Here is a 14,279-nt window from a genome sequence, read left to right as displayed (position 1 = left end):
ATACCGGAGGTGTCCGGTGTATCAGCTCGTCGGAACCGGCTCCCGCAGCCCCACCGGCCAGGTGTGGACCGGGTCGCCGATGTGCATCAGTTCGCGGTAGCGGCGGGTGGTCGCGGCCAGGGCGGACAGCCGGGTGTGGCCCTGTTCGAGGGCGCGGTGGAACGTCGCCGCCTGCCAGCTCGCGCCGTTGACGCGGCGACGGCAGCGCTCCTCGATGACCCCCAGGTAGAGGTCCCGGTCGGCGGGCTCGACACCCCAGGCGTCCAGGCCGGCCTCGGCCAGCGGCAGCAGTTCGTCGCGGACCAGGGTGACGGCGTCGACCTCGGCCGTACCGCCGTACCGGCCGCGCCGGGGCCAGACGAAGCGGGCGTCGATGCCGTACCGGCACGCGTTGTCGAAGTTGGCCTCGGCGGTCTCGAAGGGCAGCCGGGTCCACACCGGGCGGGGTTCCTCGGCGAGGGCGCGGACGAGGCCGTAGTAGAAGGCCGCGTTCGCGATGACGTCGGTGATGGTCGGGCCGGCCGGCAGGACGCGGTTCTCCACACGCAGGTGCGGGACGCCGTCGGCGATGCCGTAGACCGGGCGGTTCCAGCGGTAGATCGTCCCGTTGTGGAGGACGAGTTCGGCGAGCTTGGGCACGCCGCCCGCGTCGAGCACCGCGAGCGGATCCTCCTCGTCGCACATCGGCAGCAGGGACGGGAAGAAGCGCAGGTTCTCCTCGAACAGCTCGTACGCAGAGGACACCCAGCGCTCACCGAACCAGGTGCGCGGCCGCACGCCCTGGGCCTGGAGCTCGGGCGGCCGGGTGTCGGTGGACTGGAGGAACAGCGGCGGCCTGGACTCGCGCCACAGCTCGTGCCCGAACAGGAAGGGCGAGTTGGCGCCGACCGCGATCTGGGCCGCGCTGGCCACCTGCGCCGCGTTCCACACGTCGGCGAAGCGGGCCGGGGTCACCTGGAGGTGCAGTTGCAGCGAGGTGCACGCGGCTTCGGGCACGATCGACTTCGAGGTGCAGGTGAGGTGTTCGACGCCCTCGATGTCCAGGGTGAAGTCCTCACCGCGCGCCGTCACGATCTGGTCGTTGAGCAGGGCGTAGCGGTCGACCTCGGACAGGTTGGAGGAGACCAGGTCGTCCCGCCCGAGCGTGGGCAGAATACCGATCATCACAATTCCGGCGTCGACCTCGCTCGCCTTCCGGTCGGCATAGGCCAGTGAGGTCCGCAGTTCCTCCGCCAGCTGGTCGAAGACCCGCCCGCCCAGCCGGTGCGGGGCGATGTTGACCTCCAGGTTGAACATGGCGAGCTCCGTCTGGAAATCACGGCTCGCGATGCGCTCGAGTACCTGGCCGTTCAACATTCTGGGCATGCCGTCGGCGCCGGCGAGATTCAATTCGATCTCGACGCCCATGAAATTCTTCGGGCGGTCGAACCGCTTCTCCACCAGCAGCCGCTCCAGCCCCGTCAGGCACCTGCGGAGCTTCTCCCGGTAGTGCTGGCGATCGGACAGGTCGAACGGCCCTGCCACGACCTTCTCCCCCATCGAAGGGTCCCTCCTAGATTGGGCGCGCCGAAGTTCCGGCCGCCGGATGTCCGGGTCAGGTTGGATGATGCCCAGCGGAAGCGATCGATAACGTCCCGCGCGAGGTGGATACCAGCTACCCTGCTGGAATGTGCCCCGCGGCACATTCACGCGGCATGAGGCGTCACCCACCTTCGGGTGCCCCGCAGGCCTCGTGAAAAACGCCGATGACATTCGGCCGACCGCTGCGGAAGCGTATTACGAGGTCAACGGGACCGTACCGGCCGGGAAATAGGGATGATTCCCGCGAATCAACGGCCGAATAGCGCCTTGCCGAGTTCACCGCAAACGACTAGCTGAAACAACACGTGAACATATGTCGTATAAACTGCGCGAACAAGGCAGAAGGCTGGCGTCCTCGGTCCTGGTTGCCGCCGTCGGGTGACGGACGGCAGGCCTCACCCCGCGCCCCGCCTCCCGACCCGGGCCCCCGCCTCTCTGACCTCGTCGAGCTGACAGCGCCGTCTGCCCCCTCCCTCGCGCCGCCGCGCCTGTCGAACGAGAGGCGACCCACCATGCCGCTGCACGTCCCGCCTGCCCCCGCGCCCGCACTCCGTTCCGTTCTCACGGCCCTCGGTTCGCCCACCGCGGTCCGCGAGGCCCGCACCCCCTCCCTGCGCAACGCCCAGGGCCCCGCCACCCCCGAACTGCCGCTGCCCGTGCACGTACTGGACCGGATCACCCAGGAGGGCACGTCCGTCACCCGGCTCATCGGCTGGCGCTTCCTGATCCGTTGCGAGGACCGGGCGGTGGCCGCGGCCGAGACCCGGCTGACCCCGGACGGCTGGGCCTTCTCGCACTTCTTCGAAGGGCCCTACGTCACCTCCACCGAGCGCGCCCTGCGCCAGGCCGAGGCACTCCAGCAGGACTACCAGCCACGGCTGCTCTCGGTGCCCGGCCTCTACATGCTCACCCTGTGGCTGCACGGCGACTGCGCGACGGACGGCATCGAGGGCCAGCCGGTCGCCACCGACCTGCTCGTGCCGCTCGCCCCGGCCCCGCCCGGCATCGCGTCCCACCGTCCGCACCGGGTCGCCGAGTTGCTCCCGGTCCTCACCCATCGGGTGACCCCCGCACCCCTGCTCATCTCGCCCGCCTGACACATCCCCTTTCACACCTCCCCCCTTCACACCTTCCCCTCTTTTTTTTCCGCGCCCCGTTTCCCATTCCGGAGACGGGGCACGACTCCATTTCCAGGGGATTGCGATCACACGTGCGCTCGTACGAGCAATTCGCCGCTCTTCCGAGCCTTTGAAGGGCCGCCGAACAGCACCCCTCCATCCGGACTAGCCCTTTCCGGCCATGCCGAACCACCCGAAGTGACGGCCCAGTTGGGATGAACCATCCAGGCGGGCGACGCGTCATCATTCTGTGAAGAAGCGGTGCTGCGAAATCCCTGCGGATTGATGCCCGGAGAGCAACACTGGGTTCCGACCGAACTATCACAACGGGGGACGGACATGACCACGACACAGCGAAAGATCCCACCCATGTGCCAGCACCAGCCGCCGTGCCCGACAGCCGAATCCGCCGACCGGGAGTCCGCCCGACTCGTGGCGCACCACCCGGAGCAGGGATGGAGCCTGCTGTGCAATGGCGTCCTGCTCTTCGAGGACACCGGTGAGCTCCTGCCCGACGGCCAGATCATCGCGCCGCACCGGCCGCTGGGCGCCCGCCAGGTCATGACGGCGGCCTGAGAAAGCACACCCCGGGCGGTCCGACCGCCGCCCGGTGACATGAGGGGCCGGCCCGCACGCACCCGTTGCGCACCGGCCCCGACGCGCGTCCGGAGCCGGTCACACACCGTGTCCGGCCGAGTGCGCCGGAGGGCGGGGGGCGACGCGCTCAGCCACCCGTTTCACAACCGCAGCCGGTACGGCAGCATGCACACCACCACGTCCGTCCGCGCCCGCAGCACGGTGGCCAGCAGCAGTCCGCGCTGGTTCTGGAGGATCTCGTAGCGGCGGTGCCGCGGTTCCACCTCGGGGATGAGGACGGCGACCTGCCGCCCGTCCACGGCCGCCCGCCGCACATAGTCCACGATCGGCTGGACGAGGGAGTGGTGCGGGCTGTCGATGATGTCCAGACGTACGCCCGGGTCCCAGCGCTCCCACGCCTCCTCCAGCGCACGGGTCCTGACCGGGTCCGCCTGCACCGCGACCGCGACCACCTCGTCCCCCAGCGCCAGCGCGGCGGTCACTGCGTGCCAGGCGAGTTGGCTGACCTCGCCGATCGGCACGATCACCAGGCTGCCGGTGCGCCGGCCGGGCGGCCCGGGAATCAGACCGAGGCCGAGTTCCTCGCCGACGGCCCGGTAGTAGCGCTCGATGCGGCGGAACAGCAGCATCATCAGCGGCACGGCCGCCACGACCACCCAGGCTCCCTCCAGGAACTTGGTGGTGAGGAGGATGATCCCGGCCAGGGTGGTGAGCAGTGCGCCGGTCCCGTTGATCAGGGCGCGGCGCTTCCATCCGGCGGGACGTTCGGTGGCCCAGTGCCGGACGAGTCCCACCTGGCTGATGGTGAACCCGATGAACACTCCGATCGCGAACAGCGGGATCAGCCGGTGGGTGTCGGCGTCGGTCGCGACCAGCAGCAGCGCGGCGAGCAGCGCCAGGGCCACCACGCCGTACCGGTAGACGGGCCGCTCGGCACGCAGTCCGAACAGGTGCGGCAGCCGGTGGTCGCGGGCGAGCAGGCTCATCAGGACCGGCAGCCCGCCGAAACTGGTGTTGGCGGCGAGGAGCAGTACCAGGGTGACGATGATGTTGGTGGCGTAGTAGGGCCAGCCGTCGCCGTAGGCGCTCGCGGTGAGCTGGGCCAGCACGGTGACGCCGCCCCGGGGTGCCACGTGGTGGCGGTGGATCAGCACGGCCAGGCCGATCAGCATGATTCCGAGCAGGGCGCCGAGCATGAGCTCGGTGCGCTGGGCGCGCCGGACGCGGGGGGCGCGGAAGGTCGGCACGGCGTTGGCGATGGCTTCGACTCCGGTCAGGGCGGAGCAGCCGGAGGAGAACGCCTTCAGGATCAGCAGCAGGCCGAGGGACTCCGTCACGGGGAAGGACTCGGCGCTGCCCACGACGGCCACCGGGTGCGGGCGCAGCAGGCCGAGGACGATCACCCCGAGGATGGCCGCGATGAACAGAGCGGTGGGAAGCATCAGCACCCGGGCGCTCTCGGTGATCCCTCGCAGGTTCACCGCGGTCAGTAGGCCCAGGCCCAGGAGGCATACCGGGAGCTTGTCCCCGACGAGGACGGGGAACGCGGAGGCGAGCGCGTCGGCTCCGGCGGTGAGGCTGACGGCGACGGTGAGGACGTAGTCGACGACCAGGCTCGCCGCGGCGAGCAGGGCGGGGGTGGGACCGAGGTCCTTGCGGGCCACGGCGTAGGCGCCGCCGCCGTCCGGGTGTACGGCGATGACCTGCGCGTACGACACGACGAGCGCCGCGAGCAGGAAGACGATGGCCAGCGTGACGGGCAGCGCCGCCGTCACCGCGCCGGTGCCCGCGGTCACCAGCACCAGCACGATCGCCTCGGGACCGTACGCGACCGAACTGAGCGCGTCCAGGGAGAGCGCGGCCAGGCCCTCCAGGCTGGTCAGGTGGTGTTTGTCCCCCTCCCCCGGACGCAGCGGCACCCGGGGTTTCAGCTCGCGGTATGCCAGGCCGTACGGCATCGGGACCTCACCAGGGGGCCGGTCGGAGACGGGACGAGTCGGGATCAGTCTCCGCCGGGGAGCGGCCGGGCGCGCACGTTGCTGACCCGGGCGGGCTCTACCGCTCTCACGGCCCCATGCCTCTGCCGGCCCACGTCCGCTACAGGCCCACGTCCCTGTTGCGGATGTCCTCCAGGGACTCCCGGCGTACCAGGAGGCGCGCTCGGCCGTCGCGGACGGCGGCCACCGGTGGCCGGCCGACCATGTTGTAGCCGGAGGCCATGGACAGGTGGTAGGCGCCGGCCACCGGCACGGCGAGCAGGTCTCCGGGGCGGATGTCGCCGGGGAGTTCGACGTCGGTGGCGAGGACGTCGCCCGCCTCGCAGTGCCGGCCCACGACGGTCACCGGAGCGGTCGGCGCCTCGCTGTGCCTGCCCGCCAGGCGGGGCGCGTACCGGACGCCGTACAGGGCGGGTCGCGGGTTGTCGCTCATGCCGCCGTCGACAGCCACGAAGACGCGGTCGCCGGTGCGCTTGACGGCGAGTACGTGGTAGAGGGAGACACCCGCCGGGCCCGCGATGGCCCGGCCCGGCTCGATGATCAGGCGGGGCACCGGGATGCCGGCCGCCGCGCACGCCCCGCTCAGTTCGTCGCGGATCCTGCGGGCCAGCGCGGTGAGGTCGAGCGCCTGTTCGCCGGGGCGGTAGGCGATGCCGTGGCCGCCGCCCATGTCGAGTTCGGGCAGGACCAGGCCGTGCTGTTCGCGGAGCCGGGCCATCAGGCCGACCACCCGGCGCACGGCGGCCAGATAGGGCTTGACGCTGGTGATCTGCGAGCCCAGGTGGCAGTGCAGGCCGGTAAGTTCGAGCTGCGGCTGGTCCAGGATGCGGGCGATGGCGTGCTGGGCGTAGCCGTCACGGATGGACAGGCCGAACTTCTGGTCCTCGGTGCCGGTGCGAATCTTGTCGTGGCCGCCGGCGCTGATGCCGGGTACCACGCGGACCATGACCTTCTGGTGGCCGCCGGGGCCGACGGCGGCGGCCAGCCGGGCGATCTCCGAGGGGCTGTCGATCACGATCCGGCCCACGCCCAGGCGCAGGGCGGTCTCCAGGTCGCGAGGGGACTTGGCGTTCCCGTGCAGCACGATGCGCTCGGGCGGGAAGCCGGTGCCGACCGCGAGTTCGAGCTCGCCGGCCGAGCAGACGTCGAGGCCGAGGCCCTCCTCCGCCATCCAGTGAACCATGGCCCGGCACAGGAACGCCTTGGCCGCGTAGAGCACCTCGGCGTCCGGGAAGACCTGCCGGTAGGTACGGCAGCGTTCGCGGACCTCGGCCTCGTCCATGACGTAGACGGGGGTGCCGAAGCGGTCAGCGATCTCGGCGAGGGGTACGCCGCCCACGGCCGGCTCGCCGGGACGGGGTTCGGTGGTGGACGCCGGCCACACCGACAGCTCGGCGGTGGTGGTGGTGACGGCGGGTTCGTGCAGGGTCGTCATCGCGAACTCCCCTCTCTCATGCGAACCGCAGGGCCACGGCGGGCACGGCGGAGTGGACGGGCTTGACCGGCGACGGGTGCGGCGCCGAGAACGGGGGGTCGAACGTGAGACGGGTGACACCGAGTGGTTCGGTCAGCGCGCGCAGCGCGGGCTCGGCGAGCCGGATCCACGCCTGGCCGGGGCCGAAGGTGGCGGTGAGCCTGCGGGCGGAGGTGAAACCGACGGCTGTGCGGTCGCCGAGGGGGGTGCGGAACAGCCGGGGCACCCACCCGGCAGGTCCCGGCCGGACCGGTACGAACAGTGGTCCGGCCGGGGGGCGATCGGAGGGTTCCGGGTCGTCACCGCACAAGAGTTCTGCCATGGGATGTCTCCTGGAGGATCCGGGTGGTGCAGGTACTGGATCTTGATCTGTGGTGCCCCGGCGCCGCGGGGAGGCGGAAGCGGGGCTCGCGATTGACGCTATGCCCGGCCACCGCCGCCTTCCGACGCCTCCTGACGGGACGCTGACGGCGATCGGGCGGACGCTGACGCGCCGCTGACGCCGCCGTCAGGGGAGCGCCAAGAAGCGTTCGCCCGGCTGGTGGCGGGGCCGGGACGGGAGTGGGATGGCGCCGATTCCCTATGCGAAGAACGGTGGAGTGATGTCCGGTTACGACGCCTCTGCGGCCGCTCGTGTCGTGGTCGGCGTGAGCGGGTCCCTCGGCAGCGTCACGGCCCTGCGCCGGGCTGCCGCGGAGGCCCGGCGCCTGGATGCCGAGCTGTGGCCGGTGCTGGCCTGGGTGCCGCCCGGCGGAGAACTCGCCGCCCGCCGCTCACCGGCCGCGGCCCTGCTGGTCGCGGAGTGGCAGCGGCTGGCCGGGCAGCGGCTGGTCTCGGTGCTCGCCGAGGTCTTCGACGAGACCGGGCCGGGGCTGCCGATGCGTGCCCTGGTGGTACGCGGCAACCCGGGCCCGGCGCTGGTGGAGACCGCCTCCCGTGAGGACGACGTCCTGGTCGTCGGCGCGGGCCGCCGGGGCCGACGCCCCCGGGCCTTCTCCGGCCTGGTCTCCCGCTACTGCCTGACCCACGCCGCCTGCCCGGTCCTCGCGATCCCCCCGTCCCCGCTGGAGACGGAGCTGGCGGCGATGCACCGGCGCAACACCTGGCACCTTCCGCTGAACCCACGGCAACTCGTCAGGGAGCGGCCGGCCCCGCCTTCCTGACGGGACCCCTCCTACGGCGTGGTCCCCGGGGACCCGACCCGTCCCTCTCGGCACCGGAAGCCGAACGCCGCCGTGATGACGCTCAGTATCCGCACCCGCCCGGATCGGCCCACTGTCGCCCATACAGCCCAACGCCGTGGAAAGGTGTTCCGGCCTCGGATTCCTGACGCGCATCCGTGGTCCGTCAGGCCATTCTTAACGCAAGATTGACGCCCACACCCCCCTGATCCGTGGGCCCATGCGTCACGCTCTGCTTACGCTGGTTCCGCCGTCCGTGTGATGGCCGGAAACCGACTGAGCCGCACAAGGAGCAGGCCGATGGCCACGACCGAACACCCGCCGCCCAGTCGCCTGCGGGCCTGGATGCTGGAGGGCTTGTCCGACATGGGCAAGGGGGCCGGCCACCACGGGGGATCCGCGGCCTCGCCGGAGCCGGCCCACAAGGGCCAGCGCTGGTGGCGGGTGATGTGCCTGACCGGTGTGGACTACTTCTCCACACTCGGCTACCAGCCGGGCATCGCGGCCCTGGCGGCCGGTCTGCTGTCGCCGGTCGCGACGATCGTCCTCGTCATCGTCACCCTGGCCGGCGCCCTGCCGGTCTACCGGCGTGTGGCCGAGGAGAGCCCGCGAGGTGAGGGCTCCATCGCCATGCTGGAGCGGCTGCTGTCCTTCTGGCAGGGCAAGCTGTTCGTGCTGACCCTGCTCGGCTTCGCCGCCACCGACTTCCTGATCACCATCACCCTGTCCGCCGCCGACGCCTCCACCCACCTGGTGGAGAACCCGCATCTGACGAACCTGCTCGACGGCAAGCAGCTGCTGATCACCCTCCTGCTGGTCGCCCTGCTCGGCGCGGTCTTCCTCAAGGGCTTCCTGGAGGCGATCGGCGTGGCCGTCGCCCTGGTCGGTATCTACCTGGTACTGAACCTGGTCGTCGTGATCGTCGGCCTGTGGCACGTGGCCACCGCCGGGCACGTGGTCACCGACTGGACCAGCGCCCTGACGGCCGAACACGGCAACGTCTTCGTCATGATCGGCGTGGCACTGATCGTCTTCCCGAAACTCGCGCTCGGCCTTTCCGGCTTCGAGACCGGCGTAGCCGTCATGCCGCACGTCGAGGGCGACCCGTCCGACACCGAGGAGAAGCCGGCCGGCCGGATCCGGGACACCAAGAAGCTGCTGACCACGGCCGCTCTGATCATGAGCTGCTTCCTGATCGCCACCAGCTTCATCACCACGCTGCTCATCCCCGAGGCCGAGTTCAAGTCGGGCGGCGAGGCCAACGGCCGCGCGCTCGCCTACCTCGCGCACGAGTACCTCGGGAACATCTTCGGCACGGTGTACGACGTCTCGACCATCGCGATCCTCTGGTTCGCCGGCGCCTCCGCGATGGCGGGTCTGCTCAACCTGATGCCGCGCTATCTGCCCCGCTACGGCATGGCACCGCACTGGGCGCGTGCCGTACGCCCCATGGTCATCGTCTTCACCCTGGTCGCCTTCCTGGTGACCTGGATCTTCGACGCCGACGTCGACGCGCAGGGCGGCGCCTACGCCACCGGCGTACTGGTGCTGATCAGCTCCGCGGCGATCGCGGTGACCATCGCCTCGCGCAAGGCGCGGCAGCGGAACTGGTCGATCGCCTTCGGCGTGATCTCCGTGGTGTTCCTCTACACGACCGTCGTGAACGTCATCGAGCGCCCGGACGGTGTGAAGATCGGCGCCTGCTTCATCGCGGGCATCATCCTGGTCTCGCTGCTGTCCCGGCTGGCCCGCGCCTTCGAGCTGCGGGTCACCCACGTGACCATGGACGACATGGCGGAACGCTTCATCCGTGACATCGCCAGCCGCAAGATCCGGTTCATCGCCAACGAACCCGACCGCCGGGACCGGGCCGAGTACTGCGACAAGATCGAGCAGATCCGGCAGGACAACGACATCCCGGTCCAGGAGGACTTCGTCTTCGTCGAGGTGACGGTCACCGACCCGTCCGAGTTCGAGGCGGGACTGGTCGTGCGCGGCGAGGTGCTCCACAACCGCTACCGCGTCCTGACCCTGGAGTCCTCCTCCATCCCCAACGCGCTGGCGGCCCTCCTCCTGCACGTCCGCGACTCGACGGGCTGCATCCCGCACATCTACTTCGAGTGGACCGAGGGCAGCCCCTTTGCGAACTTCCTCCGCTTCTTCCTCTTCGGGCAGGGCGAGGTCGCGCCGGTCACCCGCGAGGTACTGCGGGAGGCGGAACCGGACCGCGACCGGCGCCCGCGCGTGCACACCGGCTGAGACACACCACCCCGGACATCAGGAGCACGTCAGAACCCGGCCCACAGGTCGAGGGCCCCACCCGACCCCCTGAGCACGGATTTGACCGAGGGGCCCTAGGGTGACCGGCATGCAGTCCTACACGATCGGCCAGGCGGCGCGGCTGCTCGGCGTGAGCCCGGACACCGCGCGCCGCTGGGCGGACGCAGGCCGGGTGACGACCCACCGCGACGAGTCCGGGCGGCGGCTCGTCGACGGCAAGGCCCTGGCCGCGTTCTCGGTCGAGCTCGCCAAGGCGGGAGCGACGGAGGAGGACGCCTCGCACACCTCGGTCCGCAACGCCTTCCCGGGAATCGTCACCGCGATCAAACTCGGTGACGTCGCCGCCCAGGTCGAGATCCAGGCGGGTCCGCACCGCCTGGTCTCCCTGCTGACCCGTGAGGCGGTGGAGGACCTGGGCCTGGAGGTGGGCATGGAGGCCACGGCCAGGGTGAAGTCGACGAACGTGCACATCGACCGCACCTGACCCCCTCTCGCCCGCTGTTCAGCCCGGCCTCCGGCAGGGGTAGTCGCCGTCCACCCGGATCGCGGTGATGCCGCTGATGTGCCGGGCTCCGCAACGGTCCTGCGGGAGGACCAGTTGCGGCCCGGCCCGGTCCAACGGGGTGTCGTCGATGGTCGCGGCGAGCAGCACCGGCGCATGACCGAAGTCGGGGTCGATCTCGGCCCAGGACAGCAGCGCGTGATGACCGTCCGCACCGGTGACGGCGATGAGGAAACGCAGCCGGTCCTTGCGTTGGGCGGGGTCGAATCCGGGCCGGGCGTCGGCCAGTACGTCATACAGGAGCGGGCCGGTGAACCGGTGCCGCCGAATGCCGCTGGTACCGCACTCGAAGCCCACTCGCACCCGGTGCTGTGGCAAGCCCAGCAGATCCCGTACGGACAGCCGGGCCGGTCGCGCAAGGTCGCCGTGGAGGGCGACTCCCGCGTACGTCATGTGCGACCACCTCCCGGATGTGGCGTACCCGCGCCGAGGCGTCGTACAAACGCACATGCGCGCCCCCGGAGGGCATTGGTCCAGCTCATGCGATGAGACGGATGACTTATGACTTGCAGATGCGGAAGTATCATCGCCGCACGGTCGTCACCCGGCGGCCGTCGCCGGGCGCGACAGCCTTTCAGCAGTTCAGCAGAACCATAGGAGTAGATCCGTGATGACCCCTTCCGTGCGCCGGACCCGGCGGATGCTCCAGGTCGCCGGTGCCCCAGTCGCCGCCCTGCTGGCGCTCAGCGCCTGCTCCACCACCGCCGAACCGTCCGGCACGGCCAAGCCGGACAAGTCGTCCTCCGCGTCCCCGAAGCTCTCCGGTGATGTGACCGTGTTCGCCGCGGCCTCGCTGAAGGAGAGCTTCACCGCCCTGGGCAAGGAGTTCGAGAAGGAACACCCGGGCACCAAGGTGAACTTCAACTTCGGCGGCAGTGACACCCTCGCCGCGAGCATCACCAGTGGTGCGCCCGCCGACGTCTTCGCCGCCGCCAGCCCGAAGACGATGGCGATCGTGACCGACAAGAAGGACGCGGAAGGCGCCCCGGCCACCTTCGTCCGCAACCAGCTGGAGATCGCCACCCTGCCGGGCAACCCCGACAAGGTCGCCTCCCTCAAGGACCTCACCAAGTCCGGCCTGAAGGTCGTACTGTGCGACAAGACGGTGCCGTGCGGCGCCGCCGCGCAGAAGGCTCTGGACGCCGCCGGCATCAAGCTCACCCCGGCCTCGTACGAGGAGGACGTCAAGTCCGCCCTGAACAAGGTGGTGTTGAAGGAAGCCGACGCCGCCGTCGTCTACAAGACCGATGTGAAGGCCGCGGGTGGCAAGGTGGAGGGCGTGGAGTTCCCCGAGTCCGCCAAGGCCGTCAACGACTATCCGATCGCCCTGCTGAAGAACGCTCAGCACCCGGAGACCGCCAAGGCGTTCATCGCCCTGGTGCAGTCGCCCCAGGGCCAGCAGGTACTGTCCGACGCGGGCTTCCTCAAGCCGTGACCCGGACCGGCAGGCCCGGCGCCGCGGCCGACCCCCTGAGGGGTGGGCCGCGGCTTCGGCGGGTGTGGGCCGGCACCGGGCGCGGAGCGCCGCTGCCGCTGCTGCTCCCCGGCGTCGTCGCCCTGGTCTTCCTGCTGCTGCCCCTGATCGCGCTGCTCGTCCGGGCCCCCTGGAACAGCCTCCCGGACCTGCTGACCAGTACCGAGGTGTGGCAGGCGCTCCGGCTGTCCCTGCTGAGCGCGACCGCCGCGACCGCGGTGAGCCTGGTGCTGGGCGTGCCACTGGCCTGGCTGCTGGCCCGCACGGACTTCCCGGGTCGCGGCCTGGTCCGCTCCCTGGTGATCCTGCCGTTGGTACTGCCCCCGGTGGTGGGCGGTGTGGCGCTGCTCCTCGCCCTCGGCCGCAACGGCGTCGTCGGTCAGTGGCTGGATGCCTGGTTCGGCATCACACTGCCGTTCACCACGACCGGCGTGGTGGTCGCCGAGTCCTTCGTCGCGATGCCGTTCCTCGTCATCAGTGTGGAGGGCACGCTGCGCGCCGCCGATCCACGCTACGAAGAGGCCGCCACCACCCTCGGCGCCTCCCGTTTCACCGCGTTCCGCCGCGTCACCCTGCCGCTGATCGCCCCGGGCATCGCCGCGGGCTCCGTCCTTGCCTGGGCCCGCGCCCTCGGCGAGTTCGGCGCGACCATCACCTTCGCCGGCAACTTCCCCGGCCGCACCCAGACCATGCCGCTCGCGGTCTATCTCGCCCTCCAGAACGACCCCGAGGCCGCGATCGCGCTCAGCCTGGTGCTGCTGGTCGTGTCGATCGCCGTACTGGCGGGACTCCGCGACCGCTGGCTGACGACGACATGACCCACCGCCGAGGGACCGACGACCGTACGATCATGTACATACGCACCGCGCCCACGACGACGGCCGTCGCCCGGTCCGACCCATGGATGTGCATCCGATGACCGACATCGAAGACACCACCGCCGGTCGCGCCGCCGACGGCGTCCGCGGTGCCGGGCTCGACGCGCGGCTCGTCGTGGAGCGGGGGTCGTTCCGGCTGGACGTCGCGCTGACCGCCGCGCCGGGCGACGTGGTCGCGCTGCTGGGCCCCAATGGCGCCGGAAAGACCACGGCCCTGCGCGCGATGGCCGGTCTGGTGCCGCTCACCGGCGGCCATCTACGGCTCGACGGCGCCTCGCTGGAACGTACGCGGCCGGAGTCCCGGCCGGTCGGGGTCGTCTTCCAGGACTACCTCCTCTTCCCGCACCTGTCGGCGCTGGACAACGTGGCCTTCGGGCCGCGCTGCCACGGCGCGACCAAGGCGGAGGCCCGGGCCGAGGCGGGCGCCTGGCTCGACCGGATGGGCCTGGCCGAACACGCCGGTTCCCGGCCCCGGCGGCTGTCCGGCGGTCAGGCGCAGCGCGTGGCGCTGGCCCGCGCGCTGGCCACCCGCCCCCGACTGCTGCTGCTCGACGAGCCCCTCGCCGCACTCGACGCCCGCACCCGTCTGGAGGTGCGTGGGCAACTCCGCCGCCATCTGGCGGAGTTCGAGGCGGTCGCCGTCCTGGTGACGCACGACCCGCTGGACGCGATGGTGCTGGCCGACCGGCTGGTGGTGATCGAGCACGGCGGCATCGTCCAGGAGGGCTCCCCCGCCGAGATCGCCCGCCGGCCGCGCACCGACTACATCGCCCGGCTGGTCGGCCTGAACCTGTACCAGGGCACGGCCGACGGCCACACGGTGCGGCTCGCGTCGGGCCCCGCCGTCACGACCACGGAGATCCTCACGGGCCCGGTCTTCGTCGCGTTCCCGCCGAGCGCCGTCACCCTGCACCGGGACCGCCCCACCCGCGCCAGCGCCCGCAACCTGTGGCGCTGCGAGGTGGTGGGGCTGGAGACCCACGGCGACCAGGTCCGTGCCGACCTCACCGGCGAACTCCCGCTCGCCGCCGACCTCACCACGGTCTCCGCGGCCGAGCTGGGCCTGGAGCCGGGCGCGGCTGTCTGGGCGACCGTGAAGGCGACGCAGACGCACGCGTATCCGGCGTGAGCGCACGC

The 14,279-nt window shown here is 71.1% G+C and carries 13 protein-coding genes; 8 read left to right on the top strand and 5 right to left on the bottom strand.

The window, feature by feature from the left end:
• Nucleotides 1–21: 21 nt before the first annotated feature.
• On the bottom strand, nucleotides 22–1,539 hold the full coding sequence (locus tag ACIPK3_RS24150) for a glutamate--cysteine ligase (RefSeq protein ID WP_402572749.1): 1,518 nt from the start codon (nucleotides 1,537–1,539) through the stop codon (nucleotides 22–24).
• 554 nt (nucleotides 1,540–2,093) lie between these two features.
• Between ACIPK3_RS24150 and ACIPK3_RS24145 the strand changes: the two genes are divergently transcribed.
• Complete coding sequence (locus ACIPK3_RS24145; RefSeq protein WP_402572747.1) at nucleotides 2,094–2,678, top strand: hypothetical protein; 585 nt, start codon at nucleotides 2,094–2,096, stop codon at nucleotides 2,676–2,678.
• Between the two features lie 390 nt (nucleotides 2,679–3,068).
• The gene (locus ACIPK3_RS24140; protein ID WP_402572745.1) at nucleotides 3,069–3,275 is read left to right on the top strand and encodes a DUF5999 family protein; all 207 of its coding nucleotides are present in this window, start codon (nucleotides 3,069–3,071) and stop codon (nucleotides 3,273–3,275) included.
• Between the two features lie 161 nt (nucleotides 3,276–3,436).
• Here the strand turns inward: ACIPK3_RS24140 and ACIPK3_RS24135 are convergent, their stop codons facing one another.
• From ACIPK3_RS24135 to ACIPK3_RS24125, 3 genes are all read right to left on the bottom strand, one after another.
• The gene (locus ACIPK3_RS24135) at nucleotides 3,437–5,254 is read right to left on the bottom strand and encodes an APC family permease (protein WP_402572743.1); all 1,818 of its coding nucleotides are present in this window, start codon (nucleotides 5,252–5,254) and stop codon (nucleotides 3,437–3,439) included.
• 139 nt (nucleotides 5,255–5,393) lie between these two features.
• Entirely contained in the window at nucleotides 5,394–6,728 is a 1,335-nt protein-coding gene (gene lysA / locus ACIPK3_RS24130) for a diaminopimelate decarboxylase (protein WP_402572741.1), read from the bottom strand.
• Between the two features lie 16 nt (nucleotides 6,729–6,744).
• A complete protein-coding gene (locus ACIPK3_RS24125; RefSeq protein ID WP_402572740.1) occupies nucleotides 6,745–7,089 on the bottom strand; it encodes an SAV_915 family protein in 345 nt (114 codons plus the stop codon).
• 280 nt (nucleotides 7,090–7,369) lie between these two features.
• Here ACIPK3_RS24125 and ACIPK3_RS24120 point away from each other — a divergent pair, with 280 nt between their 5' ends.
• From ACIPK3_RS24120 to ACIPK3_RS24110, 3 genes are all read left to right on the top strand, one after another.
• Nucleotides 7,370–7,930, top strand: a complete 561-nt coding sequence (locus tag ACIPK3_RS24120) for a universal stress protein (protein WP_402572739.1) — start codon at nucleotides 7,370–7,372, stop codon at nucleotides 7,928–7,930.
• Between the two features lie 318 nt (nucleotides 7,931–8,248).
• Nucleotides 8,249–10,207 carry an amino acid transporter gene (locus ACIPK3_RS24115; RefSeq protein ID WP_402572737.1) on the top strand — a complete coding sequence of 653 codons (1,959 nt, stop codon included), beginning with the start codon at nucleotides 8,249–8,251 and terminating at the stop codon, nucleotides 10,205–10,207.
• 109 nt (nucleotides 10,208–10,316) lie between these two features.
• Complete coding sequence (locus tag ACIPK3_RS24110) at nucleotides 10,317–10,712, top strand: molybdopterin-binding protein (RefSeq protein ID WP_402572735.1); 396 nt, start codon at nucleotides 10,317–10,319, stop codon at nucleotides 10,710–10,712.
• An 18-nt stretch (nucleotides 10,713–10,730) separates the two neighbouring features.
• Here ACIPK3_RS24110 and ACIPK3_RS24105 read toward each other — a convergent pair whose 3' ends face one another.
• Entirely contained in the window at nucleotides 10,731–11,183 is a 453-nt protein-coding gene (locus ACIPK3_RS24105) for a molybdopterin-dependent oxidoreductase (RefSeq protein WP_402572733.1), read from the bottom strand.
• A 217-nt stretch (nucleotides 11,184–11,400) separates the two neighbouring features.
• Here ACIPK3_RS24105 and modA point away from each other — a divergent pair, with 217 nt between their 5' ends.
• The 3 genes from modA (at nucleotide 11,401) to ACIPK3_RS24090 (ending at nucleotide 14,271) form a co-directional block, all read left to right on the top strand.
• Nucleotides 11,401–12,225, top strand: coding sequence for a molybdate ABC transporter substrate-binding protein (gene modA / locus ACIPK3_RS24100; RefSeq protein WP_402572731.1), 825 nt, complete (start codon nucleotides 11,401–11,403; stop codon nucleotides 12,223–12,225).
• Complete coding sequence (locus ACIPK3_RS24095) at nucleotides 12,222–13,082, top strand: ABC transporter permease (RefSeq protein ID WP_402572729.1); 861 nt, start codon at nucleotides 12,222–12,224, stop codon at nucleotides 13,080–13,082. Before modA ends, ACIPK3_RS24095 begins: the two co-directional genes overlap by 4 nt.
• Before the next feature lie 97 nt (nucleotides 13,083–13,179).
• Nucleotides 13,180–14,271 (top strand): ABC transporter ATP-binding protein, encoded by a 1,092-nt coding sequence (locus ACIPK3_RS24090; protein WP_402572727.1) that lies wholly within the window; start codon nucleotides 13,180–13,182, stop codon nucleotides 14,269–14,271.
• Nucleotides 14,272–14,279: the final 8 nt, after the last annotated feature.

Source organism: Streptomyces sp. NPDC086787, from assembly GCF_044745865.1.
Lineage (GTDB): Bacteria > Actinomycetota > Actinomycetes > Streptomycetales > Streptomycetaceae > Streptomyces.
Note: the sequence above shows the minus strand (reverse complement) of the source record. Positions and strands in the feature narration are given on the sequence as shown.